The 22,820-nt window shown below is 72.4% G+C and carries 21 protein-coding genes, 4 tRNA genes and 1 other RNA gene; 13 read left to right on the forward strand and 13 right to left on the reverse strand.

Translation table 11 applies throughout. From position 1 onward, the window contains the following. Nucleotides 1-52: 52 nt before the first annotated feature. A complete protein-coding gene (locus ACFUNE_RS18310) occupies nucleotides 53-802 on the forward strand; it encodes an IclR family transcriptional regulator (RefSeq protein WP_383568473.1) in 750 nt (249 codons plus the stop codon). A 72-nt stretch (nucleotides 803-874) separates the two neighbouring features. Here the strand turns inward: ACFUNE_RS18310 and ACFUNE_RS18315 are convergent, their stop codons facing one another. After that, entirely contained in the window at nucleotides 875-1,447 is a 573-nt protein-coding gene (locus ACFUNE_RS18315) for a TetR/AcrR family transcriptional regulator (protein WP_383568476.1), read from the reverse strand. Nucleotides 1,448-1,562: 115 nt separating this feature from the next. On the opposite strand from ACFUNE_RS18315, the gene ACFUNE_RS18320 reads away from it, so the two are divergent. The 4 genes from ACFUNE_RS18320 (at nucleotide 1,563) to ACFUNE_RS18335 (ending at nucleotide 4,298) form a co-directional block, all read left to right on the forward strand. Beyond that, nucleotides 1,563-2,495: an SDR family oxidoreductase gene (locus tag ACFUNE_RS18320; RefSeq protein WP_383568479.1), complete on the forward strand. Its 933-nt coding sequence runs from the start codon at nucleotides 1,563-1,565 to the stop codon at nucleotides 2,493-2,495. Nucleotides 2,496-2,710: 215 nt separating this feature from the next. Next, on the forward strand, nucleotides 2,711-3,325 hold the full coding sequence (locus tag ACFUNE_RS18325; RefSeq protein WP_383568482.1) for a glyoxalase: 615 nt from the start codon (nucleotides 2,711-2,713) through the stop codon (nucleotides 3,323-3,325). A gap of 107 nt (nucleotides 3,326-3,432) precedes the next feature. Continuing rightward, entirely contained in the window at nucleotides 3,433-3,882 is a 450-nt protein-coding gene (locus ACFUNE_RS18330) for a helix-turn-helix transcriptional regulator (protein ID WP_383568485.1), read from the forward strand. Nucleotides 3,883-3,887: 5 nt separating this feature from the next. After that, nucleotides 3,888-4,298, forward strand: coding sequence for a VOC family protein (locus tag ACFUNE_RS18335; RefSeq protein ID WP_383568487.1), 411 nt, complete (start codon nucleotides 3,888-3,890; stop codon nucleotides 4,296-4,298). A 94-nt stretch (nucleotides 4,299-4,392) separates the two neighbouring features. Here ACFUNE_RS18335 and ACFUNE_RS18340 read toward each other — a convergent pair whose 3' ends face one another. Continuing rightward, nucleotides 4,393-5,520 (reverse strand): hypothetical protein, encoded by a 1,128-nt coding sequence (locus ACFUNE_RS18340; protein ID WP_383568490.1) that lies wholly within the window; start codon nucleotides 5,518-5,520, stop codon nucleotides 4,393-4,395. 353 nt (nucleotides 5,521-5,873) lie between these two features. On the opposite strand from ACFUNE_RS18340, the gene ACFUNE_RS18345 reads away from it, so the two are divergent. Continuing rightward, on the forward strand, nucleotides 5,874-6,374 hold the full coding sequence (locus ACFUNE_RS18345) for a DUF4234 domain-containing protein (protein WP_383568492.1): 501 nt from the start codon (nucleotides 5,874-5,876) through the stop codon (nucleotides 6,372-6,374). A 98-nt stretch (nucleotides 6,375-6,472) separates the two neighbouring features. On the opposite strand, the gene ACFUNE_RS18350 is transcribed toward ACFUNE_RS18345, so the two are convergent. Then, nucleotides 6,473-7,402 (reverse strand): phosphorothioated DNA-binding restriction endonuclease, encoded by a 930-nt coding sequence (locus ACFUNE_RS18350; protein WP_383568495.1) that lies wholly within the window; start codon nucleotides 7,400-7,402, stop codon nucleotides 6,473-6,475. A 154-nt stretch (nucleotides 7,403-7,556) separates the two neighbouring features. Further along, nucleotides 7,557-8,333, reverse strand: coding sequence for an SDR family NAD(P)-dependent oxidoreductase (locus ACFUNE_RS18355; RefSeq protein WP_383568498.1), 777 nt, complete (start codon nucleotides 8,331-8,333; stop codon nucleotides 7,557-7,559). A 122-nt stretch (nucleotides 8,334-8,455) separates the two neighbouring features. Here ACFUNE_RS18355 and ACFUNE_RS18360 point away from each other — a divergent pair, with 122 nt between their 5' ends. Beyond that, complete coding sequence (locus ACFUNE_RS18360; protein WP_383568500.1) at nucleotides 8,456-8,602, forward strand: hypothetical protein; 147 nt, start codon at nucleotides 8,456-8,458, stop codon at nucleotides 8,600-8,602. Between the two features lie 90 nt (nucleotides 8,603-8,692). On the opposite strand, the gene ACFUNE_RS18365 is transcribed toward ACFUNE_RS18360, so the two are convergent. Next, a tRNA-Ser gene (locus ACFUNE_RS18365) sits at nucleotides 8,693-8,780 on the reverse strand. A gap of 121 nt (nucleotides 8,781-8,901) precedes the next feature. Here ACFUNE_RS18365 and ffs point away from each other — a divergent pair. The 6 genes from ffs (at nucleotide 8,902) to ACFUNE_RS18395 (ending at nucleotide 17,804) form a co-directional block, all read left to right on the forward strand. Then, nucleotides 8,902-8,998, forward strand: an RNA gene (gene ffs / locus ACFUNE_RS18370) — signal recognition particle sRNA small type. A 79-nt stretch (nucleotides 8,999-9,077) separates the two neighbouring features. Beyond that, nucleotides 9,078-11,306, forward strand: a complete 2,229-nt coding sequence (locus ACFUNE_RS18375) for a DNA polymerase III subunit gamma and tau (RefSeq protein ID WP_383568503.1) — start codon at nucleotides 9,078-9,080, stop codon at nucleotides 11,304-11,306. 293 nt (nucleotides 11,307-11,599) lie between these two features. Further along, nucleotides 11,600-12,853 carry a phosphoribosylamine--glycine ligase gene (gene purD, locus ACFUNE_RS18380; protein WP_383568506.1) on the forward strand — a complete coding sequence of 418 codons (1,254 nt, stop codon included), beginning with the start codon at nucleotides 11,600-11,602 and terminating at the stop codon, nucleotides 12,851-12,853. A gap of 392 nt (nucleotides 12,854-13,245) precedes the next feature. Continuing rightward, nucleotides 13,246-14,976, forward strand: coding sequence for a hypothetical protein (locus tag ACFUNE_RS18385; RefSeq protein ID WP_383568509.1), 1,731 nt, complete (start codon nucleotides 13,246-13,248; stop codon nucleotides 14,974-14,976). 287 nt (nucleotides 14,977-15,263) lie between these two features. Then, on the forward strand, nucleotides 15,264-16,727 hold the full coding sequence (locus ACFUNE_RS18390; protein ID WP_383568511.1) for a N,N-dimethylformamidase beta subunit family domain-containing protein: 1,464 nt from the start codon (nucleotides 15,264-15,266) through the stop codon (nucleotides 16,725-16,727). Nucleotides 16,728-16,877: 150 nt separating this feature from the next. After that, entirely contained in the window at nucleotides 16,878-17,804 is a 927-nt protein-coding gene (locus ACFUNE_RS18395) for a phosphoribosylaminoimidazolesuccinocarboxamide synthase (protein ID WP_383568514.1), read from the forward strand. A gap of 44 nt (nucleotides 17,805-17,848) precedes the next feature. Here the strand turns inward: ACFUNE_RS18395 and ACFUNE_RS18400 are convergent. From ACFUNE_RS18400 to ACFUNE_RS18435, 8 genes are all read right to left on the reverse strand, one after another. Continuing rightward, nucleotides 17,849-17,921: transfer RNA gene (locus tag ACFUNE_RS18400), tRNA-Gly, on the reverse strand. Between the two features lie 22 nt (nucleotides 17,922-17,943). Continuing rightward, a complete protein-coding gene (locus ACFUNE_RS18405) occupies nucleotides 17,944-18,567 on the reverse strand; it encodes a response regulator (protein ID WP_383568517.1) in 624 nt (207 codons plus the stop codon). After that, nucleotides 18,564-19,835, reverse strand: coding sequence for a sensor histidine kinase (locus tag ACFUNE_RS18410; protein ID WP_383568521.1), 1,272 nt, complete (start codon nucleotides 19,833-19,835; stop codon nucleotides 18,564-18,566). The genes ACFUNE_RS18405 and ACFUNE_RS18410 overlap by 4 nt, the downstream gene beginning before the upstream one ends. Nucleotides 19,836-19,855: 20 nt before the next feature. Then, nucleotides 19,856-20,626: an ABC transporter permease gene (locus tag ACFUNE_RS18415; protein ID WP_383568524.1), complete on the reverse strand. Its 771-nt coding sequence runs from the start codon at nucleotides 20,624-20,626 to the stop codon at nucleotides 19,856-19,858. Beyond that, nucleotides 20,623-21,594 (reverse strand): ABC transporter ATP-binding protein, encoded by a 972-nt coding sequence (locus ACFUNE_RS18420; RefSeq protein ID WP_383568527.1) that lies wholly within the window; start codon nucleotides 21,592-21,594, stop codon nucleotides 20,623-20,625. Before ACFUNE_RS18420 ends, ACFUNE_RS18415 begins: the two co-directional genes overlap by 4 nt. Nucleotides 21,595-21,726: 132 nt before the next feature. Beyond that, nucleotides 21,727-21,799: transfer RNA gene (locus tag ACFUNE_RS18425), tRNA-Gly, on the reverse strand. Nucleotides 21,800-21,878: 79 nt separating this feature from the next. Next, nucleotides 21,879-21,950 (reverse strand) — tRNA-Gly (locus ACFUNE_RS18430). A 152-nt stretch (nucleotides 21,951-22,102) separates the two neighbouring features. Beyond that, complete coding sequence (locus ACFUNE_RS18435) at nucleotides 22,103-22,438, reverse strand: Lsr2 family protein (RefSeq protein WP_383568530.1); 336 nt, start codon at nucleotides 22,436-22,438, stop codon at nucleotides 22,103-22,105. Between the last annotated feature and the right edge of the window lie 382 nt (nucleotides 22,439-22,820).

A 22,820-nucleotide genomic window follows, 5' to 3' on the forward strand; every position in this document is an offset into this window, starting at 1 on the left:
TGACCGGCGGTCCTGCCTTGCTGCCTCCGGGCAGCGGGTCCAAGCTTGTGGAATGGGTGACCGAGCGGGCCACGCGCCCATCTCTTCTGTCCACCACACGTTCCGCTTGATGGAAGCCGTGGCGGCGCACGAGGGCGGCGCGCCCGCCGAGCTGCTGGCGCGGCAGGCGGGGCTGCCGCCGGACACGGCCCACGAGCTGCTGTGGGCCCTCACGCAGGAGGGCTACCTGCGCATGCTCGAGGACGGCGGTTACGTCCTGGGCGACAAGCTGCACAGCGCGCACCCGGCACCGGACCTGGTCAGTCGGTTCCGTCCCGCACTCGCCTCCCTGCGGAACGACGTGTCGGCCGCGGCCTACCTCACCTTCTACGAGGAGGGCGAGATCCGGATCGCGGAGATCGTCGACAGCCCGAAGACGCCCAGGGTCGACCTCTGGGTGGGATTCCAGGACGCCGGGCACGCCACGGCGCTCGGCAAGTGCGTCCTGCGCGAACTGGACGCCGACGCGCGCGGCGAATACCTCTCGCGGCACACCCTCGCCGACCTGACCCCCCGCACCATCACGCACCGGGAGGAGCTGATCCGGCAGCTGGAGGGGACGCAGTCGGCGCCGGTGGTCATGGACCGGGAGGAGTACGACCTCGGCACGGTGTGCGTCGCGGTGCCCGTCCGCAGCGGTGACAAGCTCGGCTCGCTCGGCGTCTCCTTCCGGGCGGACCGGATGTACCGCACCAGCCAGGTCCGCGAGAGCCTGCTGTCGTCGGCGGCCCGGGTGACCAGGGATATCGCCCTCGGCGGCTGAGAACGGCCCGGAGCGGCGGCCTCCTTCGGGAGTCCGGGGCGCGGAAGCCCGGAGTCCGGGACGCGGCGTTCCCTAGGAGGTGCGCCCGCCGGCCGTGAGGGCCTTGAGCTCGTCCAGCACGTCCCGCATCACGAGGGACATCGCGCGTTCCTCGGCCTCGGTGATCCACCGCTCGAAGCCGACCTTGAAGACGGCGATCCCCGTCTCGGCGCTCAGGCTCGCCGCCGGCTCCGGAACGCCGCGCCCGCGCAGGGTGGCGGCGAGCGCGGCCGACAGCGAGGCGAGCTTGATCAGCTCGCGCTCCTGGAGTTCGGCGTTCGCGACGATCACGGCCTGCCGCTTCCGCGCGTACTCCCGGCGGTCGTCGAACATCTCGGACACCGCGTCGAGGCCCGCCGCGAGCGCGTCGATCGGGGCCGTGGTCTCCGGGACGCCGGCCACCGCCCCGACGAGCAGGTCCCGCAGCTCGGAGCCGCCGAAGAGCACCTCGCGCTTGTCGGCGTAGTGCCTGAAGTAGGTCCGCTCCGTGAGCCCGGCCCGCCTGGCGATCTCCGCGACGGTGGTCTGCTCGAATCCGCGCTCGCTGTACAGCTCCAGCGCCGCCTCGGCCAGGCGCCCGCGCGCGTTCGGCTCCCATCTACCCATGGGCCGATCCTACGTGACGGCAGTGACTGACATCGAGCCTCATTGTGCATGTCAGTCGCTGACATCAGGTGTTACGGTGGATGTCAGTCACTGACATCCAGAGTTGGAGTTTCCCATGCGCATCTTCGTGACCGGCGCGTCCGGCTGGATCGGGTCCGCCGTCGTTCCCGAGCTCATCGACGCGGGCCACCAGGTGGTCGGGCTCGCCCGATCCGACTCGTCCGCGGCCGCGCTCACCGGGGCCGGGGCGGAGGTGGTCCGGGGCACCGTCGACGACCTCGACGTCCTGCGGGACGCGGCCGCCGCCGCGGACGGGGTCATCCACCTCGCCTTCAAGCACGACATCGCCTTCTCGGGCGACTTCCTGGGCGCCGCGGAGGCCGACCGGCGTGCGGTCGACGCCTTCGGCGACGTACTGGCGGGCACCGACCGCCCCTTCGTCATCGCCTCGGGCGTCGCCGGCCTCCTCCCCGGGCGGGTGGCGACCGAGCGCGACATGCCGACGATCGACGGCTCGCCGGTCTCGGTCAGGGCGGCCACCTCCCTGGCGGCGCTCGCCCTCGCCCCGCGCGGCATCCGCTCGTCCGTGGTGCGGCTCTCCCCCACCTGCCACGGCGAGGGGGACAACGGCTTCACCGCGGCCCTGGTGGCCGTCGCCCGGGAACGCGGAGTCTCGGGGTACATCGGTGACGGTGCGAACCGGTGGCCGGCGGTCCACCGCCTCGACGCCGCGCGGCTGTTCCGCCTCGCGGTCGAGGAGGCACCCGCCGGATCGGTGCTGCACGGAGTCGCGGAGGAGGGCGTCGCCATCCGTGACATCGCCGAGGTGATCGGCCGCCACCTCGACGTGCCGGTGACCTCCGTGGACCCGTCGGCCGCGGGGGAGCACTTCGGGTGGCTGGGCGGTTTCCTCGCCGTGGACGCCCCGGCGTCGCACGCCCTCACCGGCGAGCTGCTCGGCTGGCGGCCGACGCGGCCCGGCCTGCTCCAGGACCTCGATGCGGGCCATTACTTCGACGCCGCCTCCGCCTCCGCCGTCACGCTCTGACCGCCGGTCGACGGGCCGGGGGCCGGCCGGGCCCCCGACCCGGACGTCAGGCCTCCCGGCGCTCCTGGCGGTCCCGGCTGTCCTGGCGGCCCCGGAGGCCCGGACCTCCTCCTGACCGGGCCTCCTCCTGACCGGGCCTCCTCCGTCGGACCTCCTCCGCCTGACCGGTCAGGAATCGAGAAGCGCGCGGAACGGAGCCGCAATAGCTTCTTCTCATGACCTCCATCGCATCCGTCACCCTCGAGGTGGACGACCCCACCGCAGCCGAACGCTTCTACGCCGACGCGTTCGGTCTGGGCACCCAGCTACGCGTACGGGCCGCCGAGGCCCCGACCACGGGCTTCCGCGGCTTCACGCTGTCGCTCACGGTCTCGCAGCCGTCCACCGTCAACAGCTTCGTCGACTCCGCCCTCGAAGCCGGAGCCACGTCCGTGAAGCCTGCCGGGAAGTCGCTCTGGGGCTACGGCGCTGTCGTGCAGGCCCCTGACGGCACCCTCTGGAAGATCGCCTCCTCGGCGAAGAAGGACAAGGGCCCCGCCACCCGGCAGATCGACCGCTTCGTGCTCCTGCTGGGCGTCGACGACGTGATCGCGACGAAGGGGTTCTACGTCGAACGCGGCCTCGCCGTGGGCAAGAGCTTCGGCCGCAAGTACGTCGAGTTCGACACGAAGCCGGGCTCCGTCTCCCTGGGGCTCTACGGCCGTGCCGCCCTGGCCAAGGACGCGGGGGTCGCGCCCGACGGCACCGGATCGCACCGGATCGCGATCGGCAGCGACATCGGGCCCTTCACCGATCTGGACGGCTTCGCGTGGGAGAAGACATCGGACTGAGCAGGCCACAGCCCGTCCTCGGCCGCGCAACCGCCCGGCCGCGCATCCGCCCGGCCTCCCGGCCGAACAGGCTGCGCGGCACCGTGGCGCGTGGCACGATCGCGCATGTGACCGGCAGACCCTCCGAAGCGCAGCACCTGCGCGATCTGGCGCTGCTGCGCCGCGTCCGCGACCGGATGGACCGGGAGTACGCGCAGCCGCTGGACGTCGAGGCGCTGGCCCGGGGCGTCAACATGTCGGCCGGGCACCTGAGCCGCCAGTTCCGGCTCGCCTACGGCGAATCGCCGTACGGCTATCTCATGACCCGGCGCATCGAGCGTGCGATGGCACTGCTTCGTCGTGGGGACCTCAGCGTCACCGATGTCTGCTTCGCGGTCGGTTGCTCCTCGCTGGGCACCTTCAGCACGCGGTTCACCGAACTCGTCGGGATGCCGCCCAGCACCTACCGGCGCCGGGCGGCGAGCGGGGCGGCGGGCGTGCCCCCGTGCGTGGCGAAACAGGTGACCAGACCGGTCAGGAATCGAGAAGCACACCCTGCCGAACCGCCGCTAGCGTGACCAGCATGGACATCACCATCAACACGAGCGTCCTCCTGCACGACGACCCGGACGCAGCCCTCGCCTTCTACCGCGACACCCTCGGTTTCGAGGTCCGCAGCGACGTCGGATCCGGCACCATGCGCTGGATCACGGTCGGCCCCGCCGGGCAGCCGGACACGTCCATCCTCCTGGCACCGCCCGCCGCCGACCCCGGCATCACCGAGGACGAACGGCGCACAGTCGTCGAGATGATGGCCAAGGGAACCCACGGCTGGATCCTCCTGTCCACCTCGGACCTGGACGCCACCTTCGAGAAGCTGCAGGCCGGCGACGCCGAGGTCGTCCAGGAGCCGACCCTCCAGCCGTACGGCGTGCGCGACTGCGCCTTCCGCGACCCGGCCGGCAACCAGATCCGCATCAAGGAAGTGCGCTGAGCACGTCCTGTCCGCTGCCGGGACAGGCAGGTCCCTGACCCAGGGCCCTCACCCGTGGTGAGGGCCCTCGGCACGGACGGCGGGGCGGGCGCCCTCAGCTGTCCGCCGCCTCCGGGGCCGCCGTGGACGACCGCTCGATCAGGCCGTTGACCGTCTGGTCGCCGTTCGCGTCCATCGGTGTGGAGTAGTCGCCGACGGCCCAGAAGTCGCCGGAGCTGCCCGCCGGGGCCAGGTCGTAGAAGGCGTACGAGGGCCACCGTGTGTCGCCGTCGGATGCGGGTGCCCCGGCCTCCTTCGTCCAGGTGGCGCCGTCGTAGTGCCAGAAGACCGGGTCCGCCTGGGCGGGTTCGGCCTGGTCGTTGCCGGTGACCCACAGACCGCCCCGGCCGTCGGGCGCGATGGCGTGGACGTACAGGGCCGAGAGCGCCCCGGTGATGTCCTCCCAGGCGGAGCCGTTCCAGTGGGCGACGCCCGGCACGGGCGGGGCGGCATCGGGGCCGACGGCCCAACCGGCGACGTAGACGCTGTCCGAGGACTCGGCGGCGATCTTGGCGGTGTCCGTGCCGGTGAGCAGGGGCGGCTGCTCCATCAGCGTCCATGTGGTGCCGTCCCAGTGGTACGTCACCGGGTGGCCGCCGTCGACCGGGTACCTCATCCCGGTGGCGTAGGCGTCGTCCGCCGAGATCGCGTCGATGCCCCTGATGTCCACGCGTGCGGGCAGCGCGAAGGTCTTCCAGGCGCCGCCGGAGTAGGTGTAGAGCGCGTTACCGCCCTTGAAGAGCCGTCCGGGGACGGCGTCGATCGGTACCTCGGGCCAGGAGTCGTCGGCGGGCCCCGCCGCGGTGACGCTGTTCCAGCGTTCGCCGTCGAAGTGCACGAGCGCCTGGCCCCTGCCCACCGAGCCGTAGGCCCAGACGTCGTCCGCGGAGACGGCGCTCACCGCCGACCACTGCCAGACGGCAGGGAGTCCCGGAGCGGTGTCCTCGGCCCACCGCTCTCCGTCCCAGCGCATGATGACGCCCTCGCCGCCCTTGCGCCCGACCGCCCACGCGAGGTCGTCGTCGACGGTGGAGACGGACATGAGGGAAGTGGCGGGGCTGTCCCCGGAGAGCGAGACCTCCCAGCCGGATGCCTCGGCTGCGCCCGCTCCGCCGGCCATGAGCAGGGTGGACGCGAGAGCCGACGAGACGGCTGCCGTGCGTATGAGGTGCCGTACGAGCATCAGTGGGCTTTCCTTCGAGGTGAGTTGGAGCTTTCCCGGTGCCGGGGGAGGCCTGTGGCCTGTCGGCTACGGGGCCAGACTCACGGTCACGCCCGATGGTTGTAGTGGCTGGTCGTGGCACGGGGTGACGACCTGGACCGCGCCTCACGCCCCGCAGGGGACCGGGCGCCCGGGCACGGACCGGCAGAGGCGGGTGGCCGCATCGCGCAACTTCGCGGGTGGCGTGCCTGGTTGGCGCATCATCACGAAAAAGTGACGAGATACCCACTGAATACCCCATTGTCTTCACAAGGCCTTCACTTGCTGTCATGCTGCTCCGGCTCAACCCGGAACCAGCAGATGGAGCACCTCACATGGCTGACATTCAGCCCACCACCGCGTCCGGTCCGGACGTTCGGAGCGCGGCGGCGGGCACCGTGGAGCCCGCCGCGGCCGGCGCACCCGCCGTCAGGCTGACCGGTCTCGCCATGAAGCGCCGCGGCCCCGTCGCCGTGTGGCTCGGCCTGACCCTCATCACCCTCGGGATCTACCAGCTGGTCTGGTACTTCAAGATCCACAACGAGCTGCAGCAGTTCGACCGGCGCAGGCCCCTGAGCCCGGGCGGCAGCGTGCTGGTCCTCATATTCCTCGGCTGGACCCTGGTCGCTCCGCTGATCTCCTTCCACAACACCGGGAAGGCCATCGCGAACGCCCAGCGCGCGGCCGGTCTGCCGGTGACGTGCAGCCCCGCCGCGAGCATGTGGCTGGCGTTCGTCTTCGGCCTGAACACCTGGTACATGCAGCGCCAGCTCAACCTGGTCGTCGAGGCCTACCCGGGCGCAGCCCCGGGCACCGAGGTCTCGCTCGCGGCCTGAGCCCGGGGAGCGCCGCGTCACGGCGAAGCGTCACGGCGCCACCCGGCACGCCGGTCCGCGCCCGGGTGGCACGGACCGGCGGCCGTTCGGCCCAGCGGTCAGACGGCCATTGCGGGACGTGGACTGCCCTGGAAGACCTGGCTGGTGTGCCAGGAGCGGTGGGCGGTCGAGACGGGACGGACGCCCGGCTGAGGGCCGATCACCGGGCGGCCGGCGAGCGCGACGACGTGCTCGCGCGCGGCGGTGCTGCGGCCGACGAAGCTCTGTGAGACCAGGATGTGGTGGCGCCCGCCGCGGCCCTCGTCACGGCTCTCGTCACGGCCTTCGTCGAGCCCGAGGACGCCTTTGTCGAACAGCTTGTGGTGCAGAGAGCACAGGCACAGCCCGTTCTCGACGTCGTCCGGGCCGTCGAACGCCCACCAGCGCACATGGGCGGCCTCGAGCCCGACCGGCACCGTGCCGATCCTGCCGTCGTACCCGCAGAAGGCGCACTGGTACTCGTACGCCGTCAGGACCATCTCCCGCATCCGCCGGTCCCGCTGCCTGCGCGCGGCCGAGAGCGGCCCGGTCCCGGCCTCCTCCAGTCCGAGGCCGACGGCTTCGCACAGCTCGCCGTGGAGGGAGGGCGGGAAGTTCAGATCGAGCAGCATCCGCGCCATCCGGCCGAGCAGGGGCGGGTCCCGCCGCAGGGCAGCCCTCAGCTCCGGCGCCAGCCGCCCGGCGGCGCTGGTTCCGCGCAGTTCCCTGACCCCGGTCCCGGGGCTGCCGGGCCCGCGGTCGGTGCGCACCTCCCAGACACCGTCACTCGCCAGATGATGGAACGGGTAGGCGGGTGTCGTCCGGTTGCCGGGGCCGTACTCGGCGAGCAGCCGCCGCAGGTCCTCCTCCACCGCGCTGTACCGCAGCTCGTCGTCGGCGTCCTGCTGGAACCGGCTGAGCGCGTACAGGAACAGCAACGGCTTGTGCGGAGCCCGCGTCCCACTCCTCGTCCACTGCCGCAACCGCGCGGTGCGCTCGACCCAGTCCATGGTCGGCGAGCGTAGTGGTGGCCGTCCCGGCGCTCGACCGCGGGCAGGGACGGTGACCCCGGTCCCACCGTCGCCCGCAGATCCTGCTCGTCCCGGCTTCGCTCTCCCCGCTGATCCGAGGAGGGCTTGGGGCTCGGGCGCCCGGCCGGTCCGGCTATTCGGGAAACGGGCCGCGGACCGAGACGCCGCCGTCCAGCACGATCTGCTGACCGGTGATGTAGCGCGCCTCGTCCGAGGCCAGGTAGACGGCTGCGGCAGCCATCTCCTCCGACGTGCCGTAGCGGCCCGCCGGGATCTCGGGGACCCATTCGTCGGAGGGGGCGGCGTTGACGGCGGTGCTGATCGCCCCACCCGCGACGACGTTCATCCGGATGCCGTCCGCCGCGTACTCGGCCGCGACGGTCCGCGCCAGGCTGTACAGGCCGGCCTTGGCGGCCCCGTAACCTGCCTGCTTCGGCGCGGCCATGAACCCGCTGACCGAGCCGATGCTGACGATGCTCCCGCCGGTGCCCTGCGCCAGGAACAGCCGCAGCACCTGGCGCACCGCGCGAGCCACGTAGCGCAGGTTCACGTCGTAGACGGTGTCCCAGTCCTCGTCGGCCATCTCATGCAGCTTGACCGCAGGTACGAACGCCACCTGCCCACCGACCACCGTGACCAGGATGTCCAGCCCGCCGAGCCGTTCGGCCGCGCCGGCGACCACGTCCTCGAGCTGCTCCGGGGAGCGCACGTCACCGCTCAGCGCGTGGGCGACGTGTCCGGCAGCCCGCAACTCGTCCGCCGTCCCGGCCGCCCGCTCGGCGTCCAGGTCGACCACCGCCACCGCCGCCCCGGCGGCCCCACAGGCACGGACGATGCTCCGGCCTATCCCTGCCCCGCCACCACCGATCACCAGAGCCCGCTTGCCGTCGAGCCTGCTCCACCCAGCCATGTGCCCCCCCATGAGTTGCCCAAGGCTATACGCACCAACTGGGCGTTTTCGAGGGCCACAAGGCCATGCAGGAGGAGCCGACCGGCCCCGCCGGTGGCGCCCGGAAGAGAGGCGCGCGAGCGATGACCTGCAGGGCGATGGCGGCCCGGTACCAGCACGTGACAGGCGGCATCCTCGCCGACGTCGCGCAGCGGGTCGGGGGGCTCATCCGGGAGGTGGCCGAGGAGCCCGACGAGAGTGGCGCGGACGGCTCCGCAGGGTCTCGATGAGACTGCAGATGAGACTGCGGGCCCAGGAGAACGCCGAAGGGCCCCACCGCAAGCGGTGGGGCCCTTCGACGTATTGCCCGGTGAGAGCAATGGCGGAGGATACGAGATTCGAACTCGTGAGGGGTTGCCCCCAACACGCTTTCCAAGCGTGCGCCCTAGGCCACTAGGCGAATCCTCCGCGGCAAACAATACAAGACGTTGGAGGGTGCTCGCGAACACGTTCCCCGGAGATCGTTCCCGGACCCCCTCCGGTCCGGGAGCGGGTGGACGGCAGGGGGCTGGGATCGGCTAAGGTGGGCGTCAGCCCCTCACGTGGCGCTATCTGACTGAACTCCCCCAGGGCCGGAAGGCAGCAAGGGTAGGTTGGCTCTGGCGGGTGCGTGGGGGGCCCTTGCGTGTCCGGGGTGTGGTGTCCCACCGGGCGCTCGGTCCCGGGCGGGACCGGTTGTCGGTCCGCCCCGATAACCTCGTATGTGTGTCGTCCCTTGCGCTGTACCGCCGCTATCGCCCCGAGTCCTTCGCCGAGGTCATCGGTCAGGAGCATGTCACTGACCCGTTGCAGCAGGCCCTGCGGAACAACCGGGTCAATCACGCGTACCTGTTCAGCGGGCCGCGAGGCTGCGGGAAGACGACCAGCGCGCGCATCCTCGCCCGCTGTCTGAACTGCGAGCAGGGGCCCACGCCGACCCCCTGCGGTGAGTGCCAGTCCTGCCAGGACCTGGCGCGCAACGGGCCGGGATCGATCGATGTCATCGAGATCGACGCCGCGTCGCACGGTGGTGTGGACGACGCCCGTGACCTGCGGGAGAAGGCGTTCTTCGGGCCCGCGTCGAGCCGGTACAAGATCTACATCATCGACGAGGCGCACATGGTCACCCCGGCCGGGTTCAACGCCCTGCTGAAGGTGGTCGAGGAGCCGCCGGAGCACCTCAAGTTCATCTTCGCGACCACCGAGCCCGAGAAGGTCATCGGCACGATCCGGTCGCGTACGCACCACTACCCCTTCAGGCTGGTCCCCCCCGGGACGCTCCGCGGCTACCTCGCGGAGGTCTGCGGCAAGGAGAACAGCTTCGTCGAGGACGGCGTGCTGCCGCTCGTGGTGCGGGCCGGCGCGGGTTCCGTGCGTGACTCGATGTCCGTGATGGACCAGCTGCTGGCCGGCGCGGGCGACGACGGTGTGACATACGCCATGGCCACCTCGCTCCTCGGCTACACGGACGGGTCCCTGCTGGACTCCGTCGTCGACGCCTTCGCGGCGGGCGACGGGGCGGCGGCCTTCGAGGTCGTGGACCGGGTGATCGAGGGCGGCAACGACCCCCGCCGCTTCGTCGCCGACCTCCTGGAGCGGCTCCGTGACCTGGTGATCCTGGCCGCCGTGCCGGATGCCGGGGAGAAGGGGCTCATCGACGCGCCCGCCGATGTCGTCGAGCGGATGCAGGCCCAGGCGTCCGTGTTCGGCGCCGCCGAGCTGAGCCGCGCCGCCGACCTGGTCAACGAGGGGCTCACCGAGATGCGCGGGGCGACCTCGCCCCGGCTCCAGGTGGAGCTGATCTGCGCCCGGGTGCTGCTGCCCGCCGCCTTCGACGACGAGCGCTCGCTCCAGGCCCGGCTCGACCGGCTGGAGCGCGGGGCGTCCTTCGCCGCGGCCGGGCCCGGGCCCGCCGTGGGATACGTGCCTGGTCCGGAAGCCCATGGAGCCGGCGTCGCGATGCCCGCCGGAGGACCTGCCGCGGCCCGTGCGGCGGCCCGGGGCGAGGCGCCGGGCGGCGGCGCCCCCGTCGACGTACGGCCGGCCGCACCCGTGGCCGCAGAGGCCGCGGCGCCCCCGGCGGTCCAGCAGCCCCAGCCCCCCGTGGCGCAGGAGGCGCCGCCGGCCCAGGAGCCTCCGGCGCCCGCAGGGCAGCGGCCCGGGGCCTGGCCCGCGGCGGCCGGAGCCGGCGGCGGGGGCGGTGCCGAGGCGGCACGCCGGCCCGGCGGCTGGCCCACCGCGTCCACGCCGGGCAGCGGCGTACCGCAGGCGCCCGCGCCCACTCCCGCTCCCGCCCCCGTCCGGGCCGCACCGGCCCCTGCGGCGCAGGCACCCGCGCCGGGCGGGCAGGACATGGCGCAGGGTGCCGCGCAGGTGCGGAACATGTGGCCCGACATCCTCGAGGCCGTGAAGAACCGGCGTCGCTTCACCTGGATCCTCCTCAGCCAGAACGCCCAGGTCACCGGGTTCGACGGCAGCACCCTGCAGATCGGCTTCCTCAACGCCGGTGCCCGTGACACCTTCTCGAGCAGCGGCAGCGAAGAGGTGCTCAAGCAGGCACTCGCCGAGCAGTTCAACGCCAAGTGGCGGGTGGACGCGGTCGTCGACCCGTCGGGCGGCGGCGGGCAGCCCGCGCCGCTCGGCGGCGGTGGCAGGCCCCCCGCCGCCCCGTACCAGCCCCCGTCCGCGCCGCCGGCTCCGTCGTACGAGTCCCGGCCCGCGGCCCCCGTCCCGCAGACGCCGCCGTCCTCGCAGCAGCCCCCGTCGGAGCAGTCCGGGCGGTCCGAGCAGTCCTCGTACGACCGTGGGGCCTCCGAGCCTCCGCGGTCGGTCGCGCCGGAGGACGACACCGCCGAGGCGGACGATCCCGACCTGGTCGACTCCGCGCTCTCCGGCCACGACCTGATCGTCCGCGAGCTGGGAGCCACGGTCGTCGAGGAGTTCACCAACGAGTAGCGGGCTCCGCGCCCCGGAACCCTCGCGCCTGGCGCCCGCCGCGGCCCGGGCCTTTTGCGCGCCCGAGCCCTGGTGCCCCCGTCGCGCCCGCGACTTGTGGGCGCCGGGCTTTCGCGCCCCGGCCCTGCGCACCCCGGGATCTTCGCGTCCCGCGCCCGCCCGGACCCGTCGCCCGCCTGTCCCGCGCCCGCCCGGACCCGTCGCCCGCCTGTCCCGCGCCCGGACCGCCCGAGGGCTGTCCACGGAGCGGCGCCCGTCGAGGCGCCCGGCCCCCGGCAGCTAGGCTGCACCCCGTGAAGGTCCTCGTCATCGGCGGCGGCGCCCGCGAACACGCCCTGTGCCGCTCTCTCTCCCTCGACCCCGATGTCACCGCTCTGTACTGCGCCCCCGGCAACGCCGGAATCGCAGAGGTGGCCGAACTGCACCCGGTCGACGCGCTCGACGGCGACGCCGTCGCGCGCCTCGCCACCGAGCTGGGCGCCGAGCTGGTGGTCGTCGGCCCGGAGGCACCGCTTGTCGCCGGTGTCGCCGACGCCGTGCGCGCGGCCGGCATCCCCTGCTTCGGCCCCTCGGGCGAGGCAGCACAGCTGGAGGGCTCCAAGGCGTTCGCCAAGGACGTCATGGCCGGTGCCAACGTGCCGACCGCCCGCAGCTACGTCTGCACGACACCTGCCGAGATCGACGAGGCGCTGGACGCCTTCGGTGCGCCGTACGTCGTGAAGGACGACGGCCTGGCGGCCGGCAAGGGCGTCGTCGTCACGGACGACGTCGACGCCGCGCGTGCCCACGCCCTCGCCTGCGACCGCGTGGTCATCGAGGAGTTCCTCGACGGCCCCGAGGTGAGCCTCTTCGCGATCACCGACGGGACCACGGTGCTGCCCCTCCAGCCCGCCCAGGACTTCAAGCGGGCCCTGGACGGCGACGAGGGCCCGAACACCGGCGGCATGGGTGCCTACTCCCCGCTCCCGTGGGCCGACCCGAAGCTGGTGGACGAGGTCATGCAGACGGTCCTGCAGCCGACCGTCGACGAGCTCCGCCGCCGCGGAACCCCGTTCTCCGGCCTGCTGTACGCGGGCCTCGCGATCACCTCGCGCGGTGTACGGGTCATCGAGTTCAACGCCCGCTTCGGCGACCCGGAGACGCAGGTCGTCCTGGCGCGGCTCAAGACGCCGCTCGCCGGGATCCTGCTCGGCTCGGCCAACGGCACCCTGGACGTCGTGCCCGCACTGACGTGGCGCGACGACGCCGCCGTCACCGTGGTCATCGCTTCCCACAACTATCCGGACACGCCCCGCACGGGAGATCCGATCGAGGGCCTCGCCGATGTGGAGGCAAAGGATGCACCGCACGCCTTCGTCCTGCACGCCGGCACCCGGCGGGAGGGCGACGCGGTCGTCAGCGCCGGGGGGCGCGTCCTCTCCGTGACGGCGACCGGCAAGGACCTCGCGCAGGCGCGGGAGCGTGCCTACACCGCGGTCGGCCGGGTCCGCCTCGACGGGTCCCAGCACCGTACGGACATCGCCCGCACGGCCGCCGAAGAGGCCTGACACCCGTTCGTCCCCTGTGCCCGGCCCTCCGCGGAGGCGCCGGGCACAGGTGCGTCCGGCAGCCCTCCAGGCCCCGGGAAGGCCGTGTCCGGCGGCCCGGGGACCCCGGGGCGGACCGGCCCGTGCGCCGGAGCCGGACCGGCCCGTGCGCCGGGGGCGGGGCGGGTCGCGGTATCACCGAACGCCTCCGGACCCACACGTCAGCAGCTTTGCCCAAAGCCATTCCATCGGGTGACGGCTCGGCCATCCGGATGACGCCCGCCGAGGCCCCAACTAGGGTGCGGCGCAAGCGTTCCGGCACTTGGCCCACCGGCATTGCGATGTCGGTGACGGGTGCCACAGTGGGGGAGTGACCAACACCGTCGCGGGGGCAGAGGGGGTGACGTCCAGCCGTGTCCGGTACCGGTTCGGTTGAGGAGCTGGGTGCGCACGCAGCGCGGGCCAGGGCTGTGGCTCTGCTGCGTATCCGCAGCAGAGCCACAGCCCTGGCGATCCTGCCGGCGGGCGTGGCCGTCGTGCTGCTCGTCGCGAGCGCCCAGGGGCACATCGGCCCAGGCGTGTGGTCCACGGTCAGCTGGGCGGTGGCGGCCCTCGCGGTCGTCGTGCTGCTGCTCGCCGCCGCGGTCGCGGTCGCGGTGGCGCGCGCGAGGCCCGCGGTCAGCCCGACGGTGCCCCTCACCGAGGCCGCTGCCCCCGATCTCTACCGGCTGGTCCGGGACCTCGCCGACCGGCTCGACGTCCCGGCGCCGTCGGCCATAGCGCTGACCCCGGACTGCGACAGCTGGCTGGAGGACCGTACGCACCCCGCCGCCCAGCCGAAGGCCGAGGCCCTCAAGGGGCTGGCCGGGACCCGCCGCGGGCGCAGGGTCCCGGCGGCTCCCGTGCTCGTCATCGGCTCCCCCTTCCTGTGGTGGATGAGGGTCGCCGAGCTCCGGGCCGTGCTGGCACCGGTCGTCGCGGGCACCGGACCGTCCGCCCACCCCGACATAGCAGCAGCCCGCCGCTTCGTCCGTGGTCTGGACGCCGCGGTTGCCGACGCGGTTCTGCCGGGGCAGGGGATCGTGCGCCGGATCTCCTCGGCCTTCGTGGGGTGGATCGCCAGGGTGCTGCTGCGCGGCTGTCGCGGCCATGCCGCGGAGATGGAGCGCTGCGTGGCCACCGCAGCGTCGGGGCGCGCCCAGGAAGTGGACTACGGGCTGCGGATCGTCGCCCAGGAGCAGGTCGGGCTGGCCTACGCGGGCTGGGACCGGCTGCTGACCCGGGTCGCGCTGCCCGCATGGCGGATGGGGCGCTGGCCCTCCAGGCTGGACGCCGGCGTCGTCTCGGCGCTCACCGAGCTCTCCCGGCGCGACCGGCTCGCCGACGGCTTCACCTCCCGGCTGGGGGAGCGCCCGGCCTGCGATCTGATCGAGGAGCCGGGCGCCGCCGACGAGGCGGCCTCGCTGCTGGCCGCCCGGCTCTTCCACGGCGGGCCGGCGGAGACCGGACCCGGCTGGTCCCCCGTCGACTGGCAGCAGTATCCGGAGGAGGTCGTGGACCGGAAGTGGCGCACGGAGGCCGCCCGGCTGCACCAAGTGCTCGACGCCATGGGGGTGGCCACGAGCGTCTCCGTGGGGGTGCAGGGCGCGCCGGCGGGTGCTGACGGCTCCGCCGTCCCCACCTTGGCGCGTGTGATCGACCACCTCGCCACCCCGGGAGCCGACAGCGAGGCGCTCGCGGCGGGGATCGGGGCCGCTCTCGCGCGTGACGAGGAGAAGGCGGCACCGCGGCCCCGGGCCGGCGGCAGCGCTGCGGACGGTGGGCCGGCCGCAGCGGGCACCGACCCCCTCGACCTCTGGGGGCCCGTCCCGTTGCCGCTCTTCCCCCTCCAGCCGCCTCGTACGGGCGCGGAGCTGCTCGCCGACCACGTCGTGGCGATGGTGTGCTGCGCGGCGGTGGACACGGCGGGGGCCGCTCCCGGTCTCGACTGGCTCGACGGCCCCGCGCTGCTGGTCGACGGCGGCCGCAGGTCGGACCTCGGTGCTCCCGTGCTCAGCCTCGTCGAGGACGGCGACGCGGATCCGCTGCTCTCCTGGCTCACTGCTGTGGGGGTGCGCACCGACAAGCCCGTACGCCTGGGCTGAACGGTGCGCACCGACAAGCCGTACGGCTGGGCTGAACGGTGCGCACCGACAAGCCGTACGGCTGGGCTGAACGGTGCGCCCGGGGCGGCAGCTCCTCAAGTGAACGGCCGACCGTTCACTTAGATCAATAAATGTCCTGAATATCCCCCTGATGCCCGGAAGATTGGACTCTGGGCGCGCCAATTCGCGACGAACGGTGACGGAGCGCGTGCGTAATGTGATGTGCTGGGGGTGGCGCCGACACATCCGGCGCACCGGATGTATCGGGGACGAGGGAGGGGTGCGGGATGGGGGCGGAGCAGATCCGGCGATGGGAATCGGGTGCCCTCGCGCATGCCGTGAGCGACCCCTTCGGGCAGGGCCCGCTGCCCTGGCTGCGAGGCAGCGAGAACTACTTCGACGACACCGGTCACGTCGTCCCCTGGTACGCCGACCCCGACCTCGGCCGCAGTGGGTCCGGCGGCGGCACGCGGACCGCGGACGACGTGCACCAGCAGATCAAGGGGTTCGTGTCCCCCGGGGCCGCGGCGCCCGGCGAGGCCATCGACTTCCACATCACCGTGGACCCGCCCCAGCAGTTCTCCGTGGACGTCTACCGCATCGGGCACTACGCCGGCGACGGCGCCGCCAAGATCACCACCAGCCCGCGGCTCTCCGGCATCGTCCAGCCCGCGCCGCTGGCCGCGGAGCGGACGGTCTCCTGCCATCACTGGTGGCTCTCCTGGCGGCTGCAGATCCCCAGCTACTGGTCGGTCGGGGCCTACGTCGCCGTGCTGACCACCGCCGACGGCCACCGCTCGCACGTCCCTTTCACGGTCCGCGACGACCACCCGGCGGACCTGCTGCTCCTGCTCCCGGACGTCACCTGGCAGGCGTACAACCTCTACCCCGAGGACGGCCGCACGGGCGCGAGTCTCTACCACGCCTGGGACGAGCAGGGCCGGCTGCTGGGCGAGGAGGACGCCGCGGCCACCATCTCCTTCGACCGTCCCTACGCGGGCGCGGGCCTGCCCCTCCACGTCGGCCACGCCTACGACTTCATCCGCTGGGCCGAGCGTTACGGCTACGACCTCGCGTACGCCGACGCCCGCGACCTGCACGCGGGCCGCGTCGACCCCAGCCGCTACCGGGGCCTGGTCTTCCCCGGCCACGACGAGTACTGGTCGGTGCCGATGCGTCGCACCGCCGAGCTCGCCCGGGACACCGGCACCTCGCTCGTCTTCCTCTCGGCCAACACCATGTACTGGCAGGTCGGCCTCGGCCCGTCGCCCTCCGGGGTCCCCGACCGCCTGCTCACCTGCCGCAAGCGCCGCGGCCCGGGCAAGTCCGCGCTGTGGCGCGAGATCGACCGCCCCGAACAGCAGCTCCTCGGCATCCAGTACGCGGGCCGGGTCCCCGACCCGCACCCCCTGGTCGTGCGGAACGCCTCGCACTGGCTCTGGGAGGCGACCGGGGCGGCCGAGGGCGACGAGATCGACGGGCTGGTCGCCGGCGAGGCCGACCGCTACTTCCCGCGCACGGCGCTGCCCGAGCACGAGAGCCGCATGCTGCTCGCGCACTCCCCGTACGCCGACAGCGAGGGGACCACGCGGCACCAGGAGACCTCGCTGTACCGCGCTCCGTCGGGAGCGCTCGTCTTCGCCTCGGGCACCTTCGCCTGGTCCCCCGCTCTGGACCGCCCCGGCCATGTCGACTCCCGTGTCCAGCGGGCCACGGCCAATCTGCTCGACCGGATCTGCAAGAGGGACTGAGAAGCGGAACCCGGTGCGCGGGCACGCGGCGGGCCCCTGCCCGGCCGGTGCGCGGCGCTGCTCCTGTCCACGGGGCGACCCCTGTCGGCATGACGACTTCGCATGCGGGACAATCGGAACGACTCCTGGATCAACCTACGCGGAGGCAGCGTGTCCGGTTTCGTAGAAAAGCCCGAGCCCGTGCAGGTGCCGGGGCTCACCCACCTGCACACAGGCAAGGTGCGCGACCTGTACCGGAACGAGGCGGGTGACCTCGTGATGGTCGCCAGCGACCGTATGTCCGCGTACGACTGGGTCCTGCCCACCGAGATCCCGGACAAGGGCCGTGTGCTCACCCAGCTGTCGCTGTGGTGGTTCGACCAGCTCGCCGATCTCGTCCCCAACCACGTGCTGTCGACGGAGCTCCCCGCAGGCGCACCCGCCGACTGGGCCGGCCGCACCCTGATCTGCCGGTCGCTGCGCATGGTCCCCGTCGAGTGCGTGGCGCGCGGGTATCTGACCGGCTCCGGCCTGGTCGAGTACGACGCGACCCGTACGGTCTGCGGTCTCGGTCTGCCCGAAGGCCTCGTCGACGGCTCCGAGCTGCCGGCCCCGATCTTCACCCCGGCCACGAAGGCCGCGGTCGGCGATCACGACGAGAACGTCTCGTACGAGGAGGTCGCCCGCGAGGTCGGCCCCGAGACGGCGGCCGTGCTGCGCCGCACGACGCTGGACGTCTACGGCCGTGCCCGGGACATCGCCCGCGAGCGCGGCATCATCCTCGCGGACACGAAGTTCGAGTTCGGATTCGCGGCCACCGCGGACGGCGCCGAGGAGCTGATCCTCGCGGACGAGGTGCTGACGCCGGACTCCTCCCGTTTCTGGCCGGCCGGGAGCTGGGAGCCGGGCAGGGCGCAGCCTTCGTACGACAAGCAGTTCGTGCGCGACTGGCTGACCTCGCCGGCCTCCGGCTGGGACCGCCACGGCGAGCAGCCGCCCCCGCCGCTGCCGCAGGAGATCGTCGACGCGACCCGGGCCAAGTACATCGACGCGTACGAGCTCCTGACCGGCACGAGCTGGCCGGCCCAGGGGATGTGACAGCAGAAGGCCCCGGTCACGAGGACCGGGGCCTTCTTGTGCGGAGCGGACGACCAGGTTCGAACTGGCGACCTCAACCTTGGCAAGGTTGCGCTCTACCAACTGAGCTACGTCCGCATGCGCCGAAGCGCGATGCCTACTATACCCAACCTCTTTCGCGTGCGAGACGCACCGCCGCATGGCGGTTCTCCGCACCGAGCTTGGAGACGGCTGCCGACAGGTAGTTGCGCACCGTGCCCTGCGAGAGCGACGCCCGCTCCGCGATCTCCGCGACCGGCGCCCCGTCCGCCGCCAGCTCCAGGACCTCGGCCTCACGGGCGGTCAGGGGGGAGTCCCCGGCGGTGATCGCGTCGGCCGCCAACTCCGGGTCCACATAGCGGTTTCCCGCGTGCACGGTACGGATGATCTCGGCCAGTCGCCGGGCACTGACGGTCTTCGGGACGAAGGCGCGGACGCCCGCCTCCAGCGCCCGCTTCAGGTGTCCGGGCCGGCCGTGACTCGTCACGATCATGGTCCGGCAGCCGGGCAGCCCGGTCCGCAGCGATGTGGCGACCTTCACACCGTCCGCGCCCGGCATCTCCAGGTCCAGGACGGCCACGTCGGGCCGGTGGGCCAGGGCCATCGCGAGCGCCTCCGGGCCGGTCGCCGCCTCGGCGACCAGCACGATGTCGTCCTCCAGCGCGAGGAGCGCGGCCAGCGCGCCCCGGATGAGGTGCTCGTCGTCGGCGAGCAGGACGCGGACGGGCTCGGGTACGGGTGTCATCGGTTCTCCAACGGGGAGGGTGCGGTTTTCCGTGGGGAGGGCAGCGGGACCTCCGCGGTGAGGTGGAAGAGGCCGTCGCCCGCCGGTCCGGCCTCCAGCGAACCGCCGACCGCGGCCAGCCGTTCCCGGAGCCCGTGGAGGCCCGAGCCGCCGCCGGGGAGGGCCGCCGCCCCGGGATTCACCCCGTCGTTCTCCACCACCAGCCGGACCCCGTCCCGCGCGGTCTCCAGACGGATGGTGCACCGCTGGGGATCGCCGTGCCGCAGCACGTTGGTGGCCGCCTCCCGTACGGCCCAGCCGAGCGCCGACTGCACCGCGGCGGGAAGCTGCTTCCCGCCGGTCCCGTCCACGGCACACTCGATACCGGCCGCGCGCAGGACCCCCTGGGCGCCGAGGAGTTCCGTACCGAGATCGGCCTCCCGGTAGCCCCGTACGACGTCGCGGACCTCCTGCTGGGAGGTGCGCGCGATGCGCTGCACCTCGACCATCTGGTCCATGGCGGTGGGCTTGCCTCGTTGTGCGAGCTCTACGGCCAGTTCGCTCTTCAGGGCGATCACCGCCAGGTTCCGGCCCAGCACGTCATGCATGTCGCGTCCGAACCGCAGCCGTTCCTCGGCGACGGCCAGCCGGGTCTCCACGTCCTGGGCGTCGCGGAGTTTCGCCATCACGTCCAGGGACCAGGCGGAGATCCGCATGGTGCAGGCGAACATTCCGGTGCCGAAACACACGCCGACGAAGGTCTGGAGCACGAGGGACCCGCTCGCTCCGGCCAGCGAGGCGCCGCCGCTCACGCCCGCCGCCACGAGGGGCAGGGCCACCGCGGACACCCGCACGGGCGCGAGCAGGACGAGGGAGGCCGTGAACGGCAGGGTCGCCGCGGCCAGGGACAGGGGCAGTTCGGGAAATTCCTCCGGGCCGGCGTACGCACCGAGTGCCAGCAGGCCCGCCGTGTGCGCGAGCATCAGGACGGCACCGAGCGCCGGCAGCGGCGGCCCGAGCGTCCGGCGGCCCAGGTAGCTGTCCAGGGCCCCGCCCACCAGGGGGACCGAGCAGCACCCCTGGGCGACCGCGGCCAGCACCGTCGCGGCGATCAGCGCGACGGGTGCACCGGAATGCCGCACCGGCTGCGCCACCGACATCAGCACCGGGCACACCAGCGCCATCCACACCAGGAAGTGCAGGGAGCCGCGCGTGTAGAGATCGATCTTGTCGAATCCGCTGCGGCGCTTCCAGCTCCGCACCTGTCCCCGCACCCACACAGCCCGCATCCCCCTCGGCCCCGTCCGGCTCAGCTCCGCGGATCCCATCGGAACCACCGCTGCACAGCAAACACCGCGAGCCCCGTCCATGCCAGGGCCGCCACGGCCGCGCCGAGCACGTCGCCGCCCGGCACACCGCCCAGCCAGCCGGCCCGGACGAGCGTCATGACCCCGGTCAACGGCAGCAGTTCGCACAGTGAGGCGGCCGGGCCGGGGAGGATCTCCAGGGGTACGAAGAGCCCGGAGCCCAGGAGCGAGACGAGGAAGAGCGGCAGCGTGGTCAGCTGGGCGGTCTGCACCGAGCGGGTCAGGACCGACGTCGCCGCGGCCAGAACGGTCATCAGCACGAGGCCCAGGAGCAGTCCGAGGACCAGCAGTTCGGGCCGGAGCGGCGCCGACAGGCCGAAGGCCGCCGTGCCGGCCACCACGATCAGCACGGACTGGACGAGCGCGAGGAGGGCGGCCGGGAGCGCCGTACCGGTGAGGATCTCGTGATCGGAGACCTCCCCCGTACGGAGCCGCTTCAGGACGAGTTCCTCGCGCCGCGCCACGTAGGCGGCGACCAGGTTCATGTAGACGACCTGGAGCAGCACCATGCCGATGCCACCGCTCAGGGACGCCCCGGCGACGGTCACGCCCGATCCGCCGAGATCGATCTGCTCCAGCGTGGACCTCATCACGAGGATCAGCGCCACAGGCATCAGCAGGGCGACGAAGACGGCCGTCCTGTTCCGCACGAGGAGCGTCACCTCGGCCCGTCCGAGTGCGCCCAGCCGCCCAGCGACCGTGGTTCCCGTCATGCCGCCGCCACCTTCTCCGCCTCCGTCTGCGTCTTCGCGATCTCGAGGAACGCCTCTTCCAGCGAGGCGGAGCGGGCATCGAGCCCCAGCAGCTCCACGTCCGACTCGCGGGCCCAGCTCAGCAGGGTGTGCAGGGACTCCTGGAGGGTCCGCGTACGGATGTCGACGTGCCGTCCGTCGGAGCGTCCGCCCAGCACCGGGGGGAGCCGGTCCGCCGACAGCCCGGCCGGGAGCTCGAAACGGATCCGGGCGGGCCGGGCCGCCGTCACGTCGGCGATCGTGCCCGAGGTGACGACGCGTCCCTGGTGCATGATCGCCAGCCGGTCGGCGAGGGCCTCGGCCTCCTCCAGATAGTGCGTGGTCAGCAGGACGGTCGTGCCGCCGTCCCGCAGCTCCCGCACCAGCCGCCACGTCTCACGCCTGCCCTCGGCGTCGAGTCCTGTCGTCGGCTCGTCCAGGAAGAGGACCTCCGGCCTGCCGAGCAGGGCGAGCGCCAGATCGAGGCGGCGGCGCTCCCCGCCGGAGAGCTGCTTGACCCGGACCCGGGCCCTGGCCGTGAGGCCCACCAGGTCGAGCGCCTCGCCGGGCGGCCTCGCCCCGCTGGTGCAGCCGGCCCACATCCGCAGGGTCTCGGTGACGGTCAGGTCGGACGGGAAGCCGCCCTCCTGGAGCATCACGCCGGTGCGGGGCCGGACGGCCGCCCGCTCGCGGTAGGGATCGTGGCCGAGGACGCGGACCGTACCGCTGTCGGGGCGTGCCAGCCCTTCCAGCAGTTCGACGGTGGAGGTCTTTCCGGCTCCGTTGGTCCCGAGCAGGGCGAAGAGCTCACCGCGTCCCACGGAGAACGAGACTCCGCGCACTGCTTCGAAGCCCCCCGCGTAGAGCCGCCGGGCCCCGTTCGCCTCGATCACCGCGCCGGGTCCGCCGGACCCGCCGGTCTCGGCAGGGAGAAAGTCGTCGTTGGTCATGGTTCAAGACTTCCGCCCGACGCCGGCTGCGGGCAGTGCGCGGTGTCATCACTGCTCATGACAAACGTCATGCGTCGATATCGGGAAACGTCAAAGGCCCCGGTCGATATCGACCGGGGCCTTTGAATCAAGAGCGGACGACCAGGTTCGAACTGGCGACCTCAACCTTGGCAAGGTTGCGCTCTACCAACTGAGCTACGTCCGCATTGCCACCACTCGGCTTTCACCGGTGGAGCGCTCACCACTCTACCTGATCCACATGGTGGCCCGGTAAGGCGGTGCAGAGCGGGTGACAGGAATTGCACACTGCGCCTTCCCCCTGGAAGGGGGATGTTCTACTACTGAACTACACCCGCACGCTGCGTCGGACCCGGCTTTTCGGCCTTGCCCTTCGGCGTGCTCCAGACTCTAGCCGACCTGCAGGGGTGTTGTGCAAGTCGGCTCCCCGAGGTGTCGCCCGCGGTGCCTGCGGACGCCGTATCGGAACGGAACATTCCGGGCGCCGCCCTCAACTGGCGGCGTTGAACGCCTCGTAGACCTTCTTGGGGATCCGGCCGCGGGCCGGCACCTCCATCCGGTGCGAACGGGCCCAGGCGCGCACGGCCGCCGGGTCGGGTGCGAGGGATGTGTGGTGGTAAGCCACCGGAGCCTTGCCGCGCTTGCCGGTATTTGTCTGCTTTCGGCCGGCCGATACGTACGGCGCCAGCGTCTTACGCAGCTTCTTTGCATTGGCGGGATTGAGGTCGATCTCGTACGACTTCCCGTCCAGGGCGAAGGTGACCGTTTCCGCCGCTTCTCCCCCGTCGATGTCGTCGGAGAGTGTGACCACGACGCGCTGAGCCACGGATATCGGTCCTTTCCTGCGGCATCGTCGCGCCTGACATGCGCTGATGCCGGCCTTCCGGCGGCTGGGCGGATACGGATCGACTGGTGTCGACTGTTCCGGGGCAATCGTGCTTTCCCCGGTATTCATTTGTACAGCGGCGGGAGCCGCATTGTGAAGCCCGGCCAATTGCATCCGCGTGTTGCCTCCGTGTGCCCGAGTGGAATCGGGGTGAAGATTTTTTCCCAGCACTTTTCCCGGGGCCGTCGCGTCCCGATATCCCGCCGTGATCAGGCCCGCCCGATATCTACCCGCGTAGAATTTCTGGCCAGGTACGCTGAGTGGACCCGCGGGGATCTGGGGAACCCCTCGGAGACACAGCCGCACCACACCACATCGGGAG

It is taken from the genome of Streptomyces sp. NPDC057287 (genome assembly GCF_042667905.1).
In the GTDB taxonomy this organism is placed as follows: Bacteria; Actinomycetota; Actinomycetes; order Streptomycetales; family Streptomycetaceae; genus Streptomyces.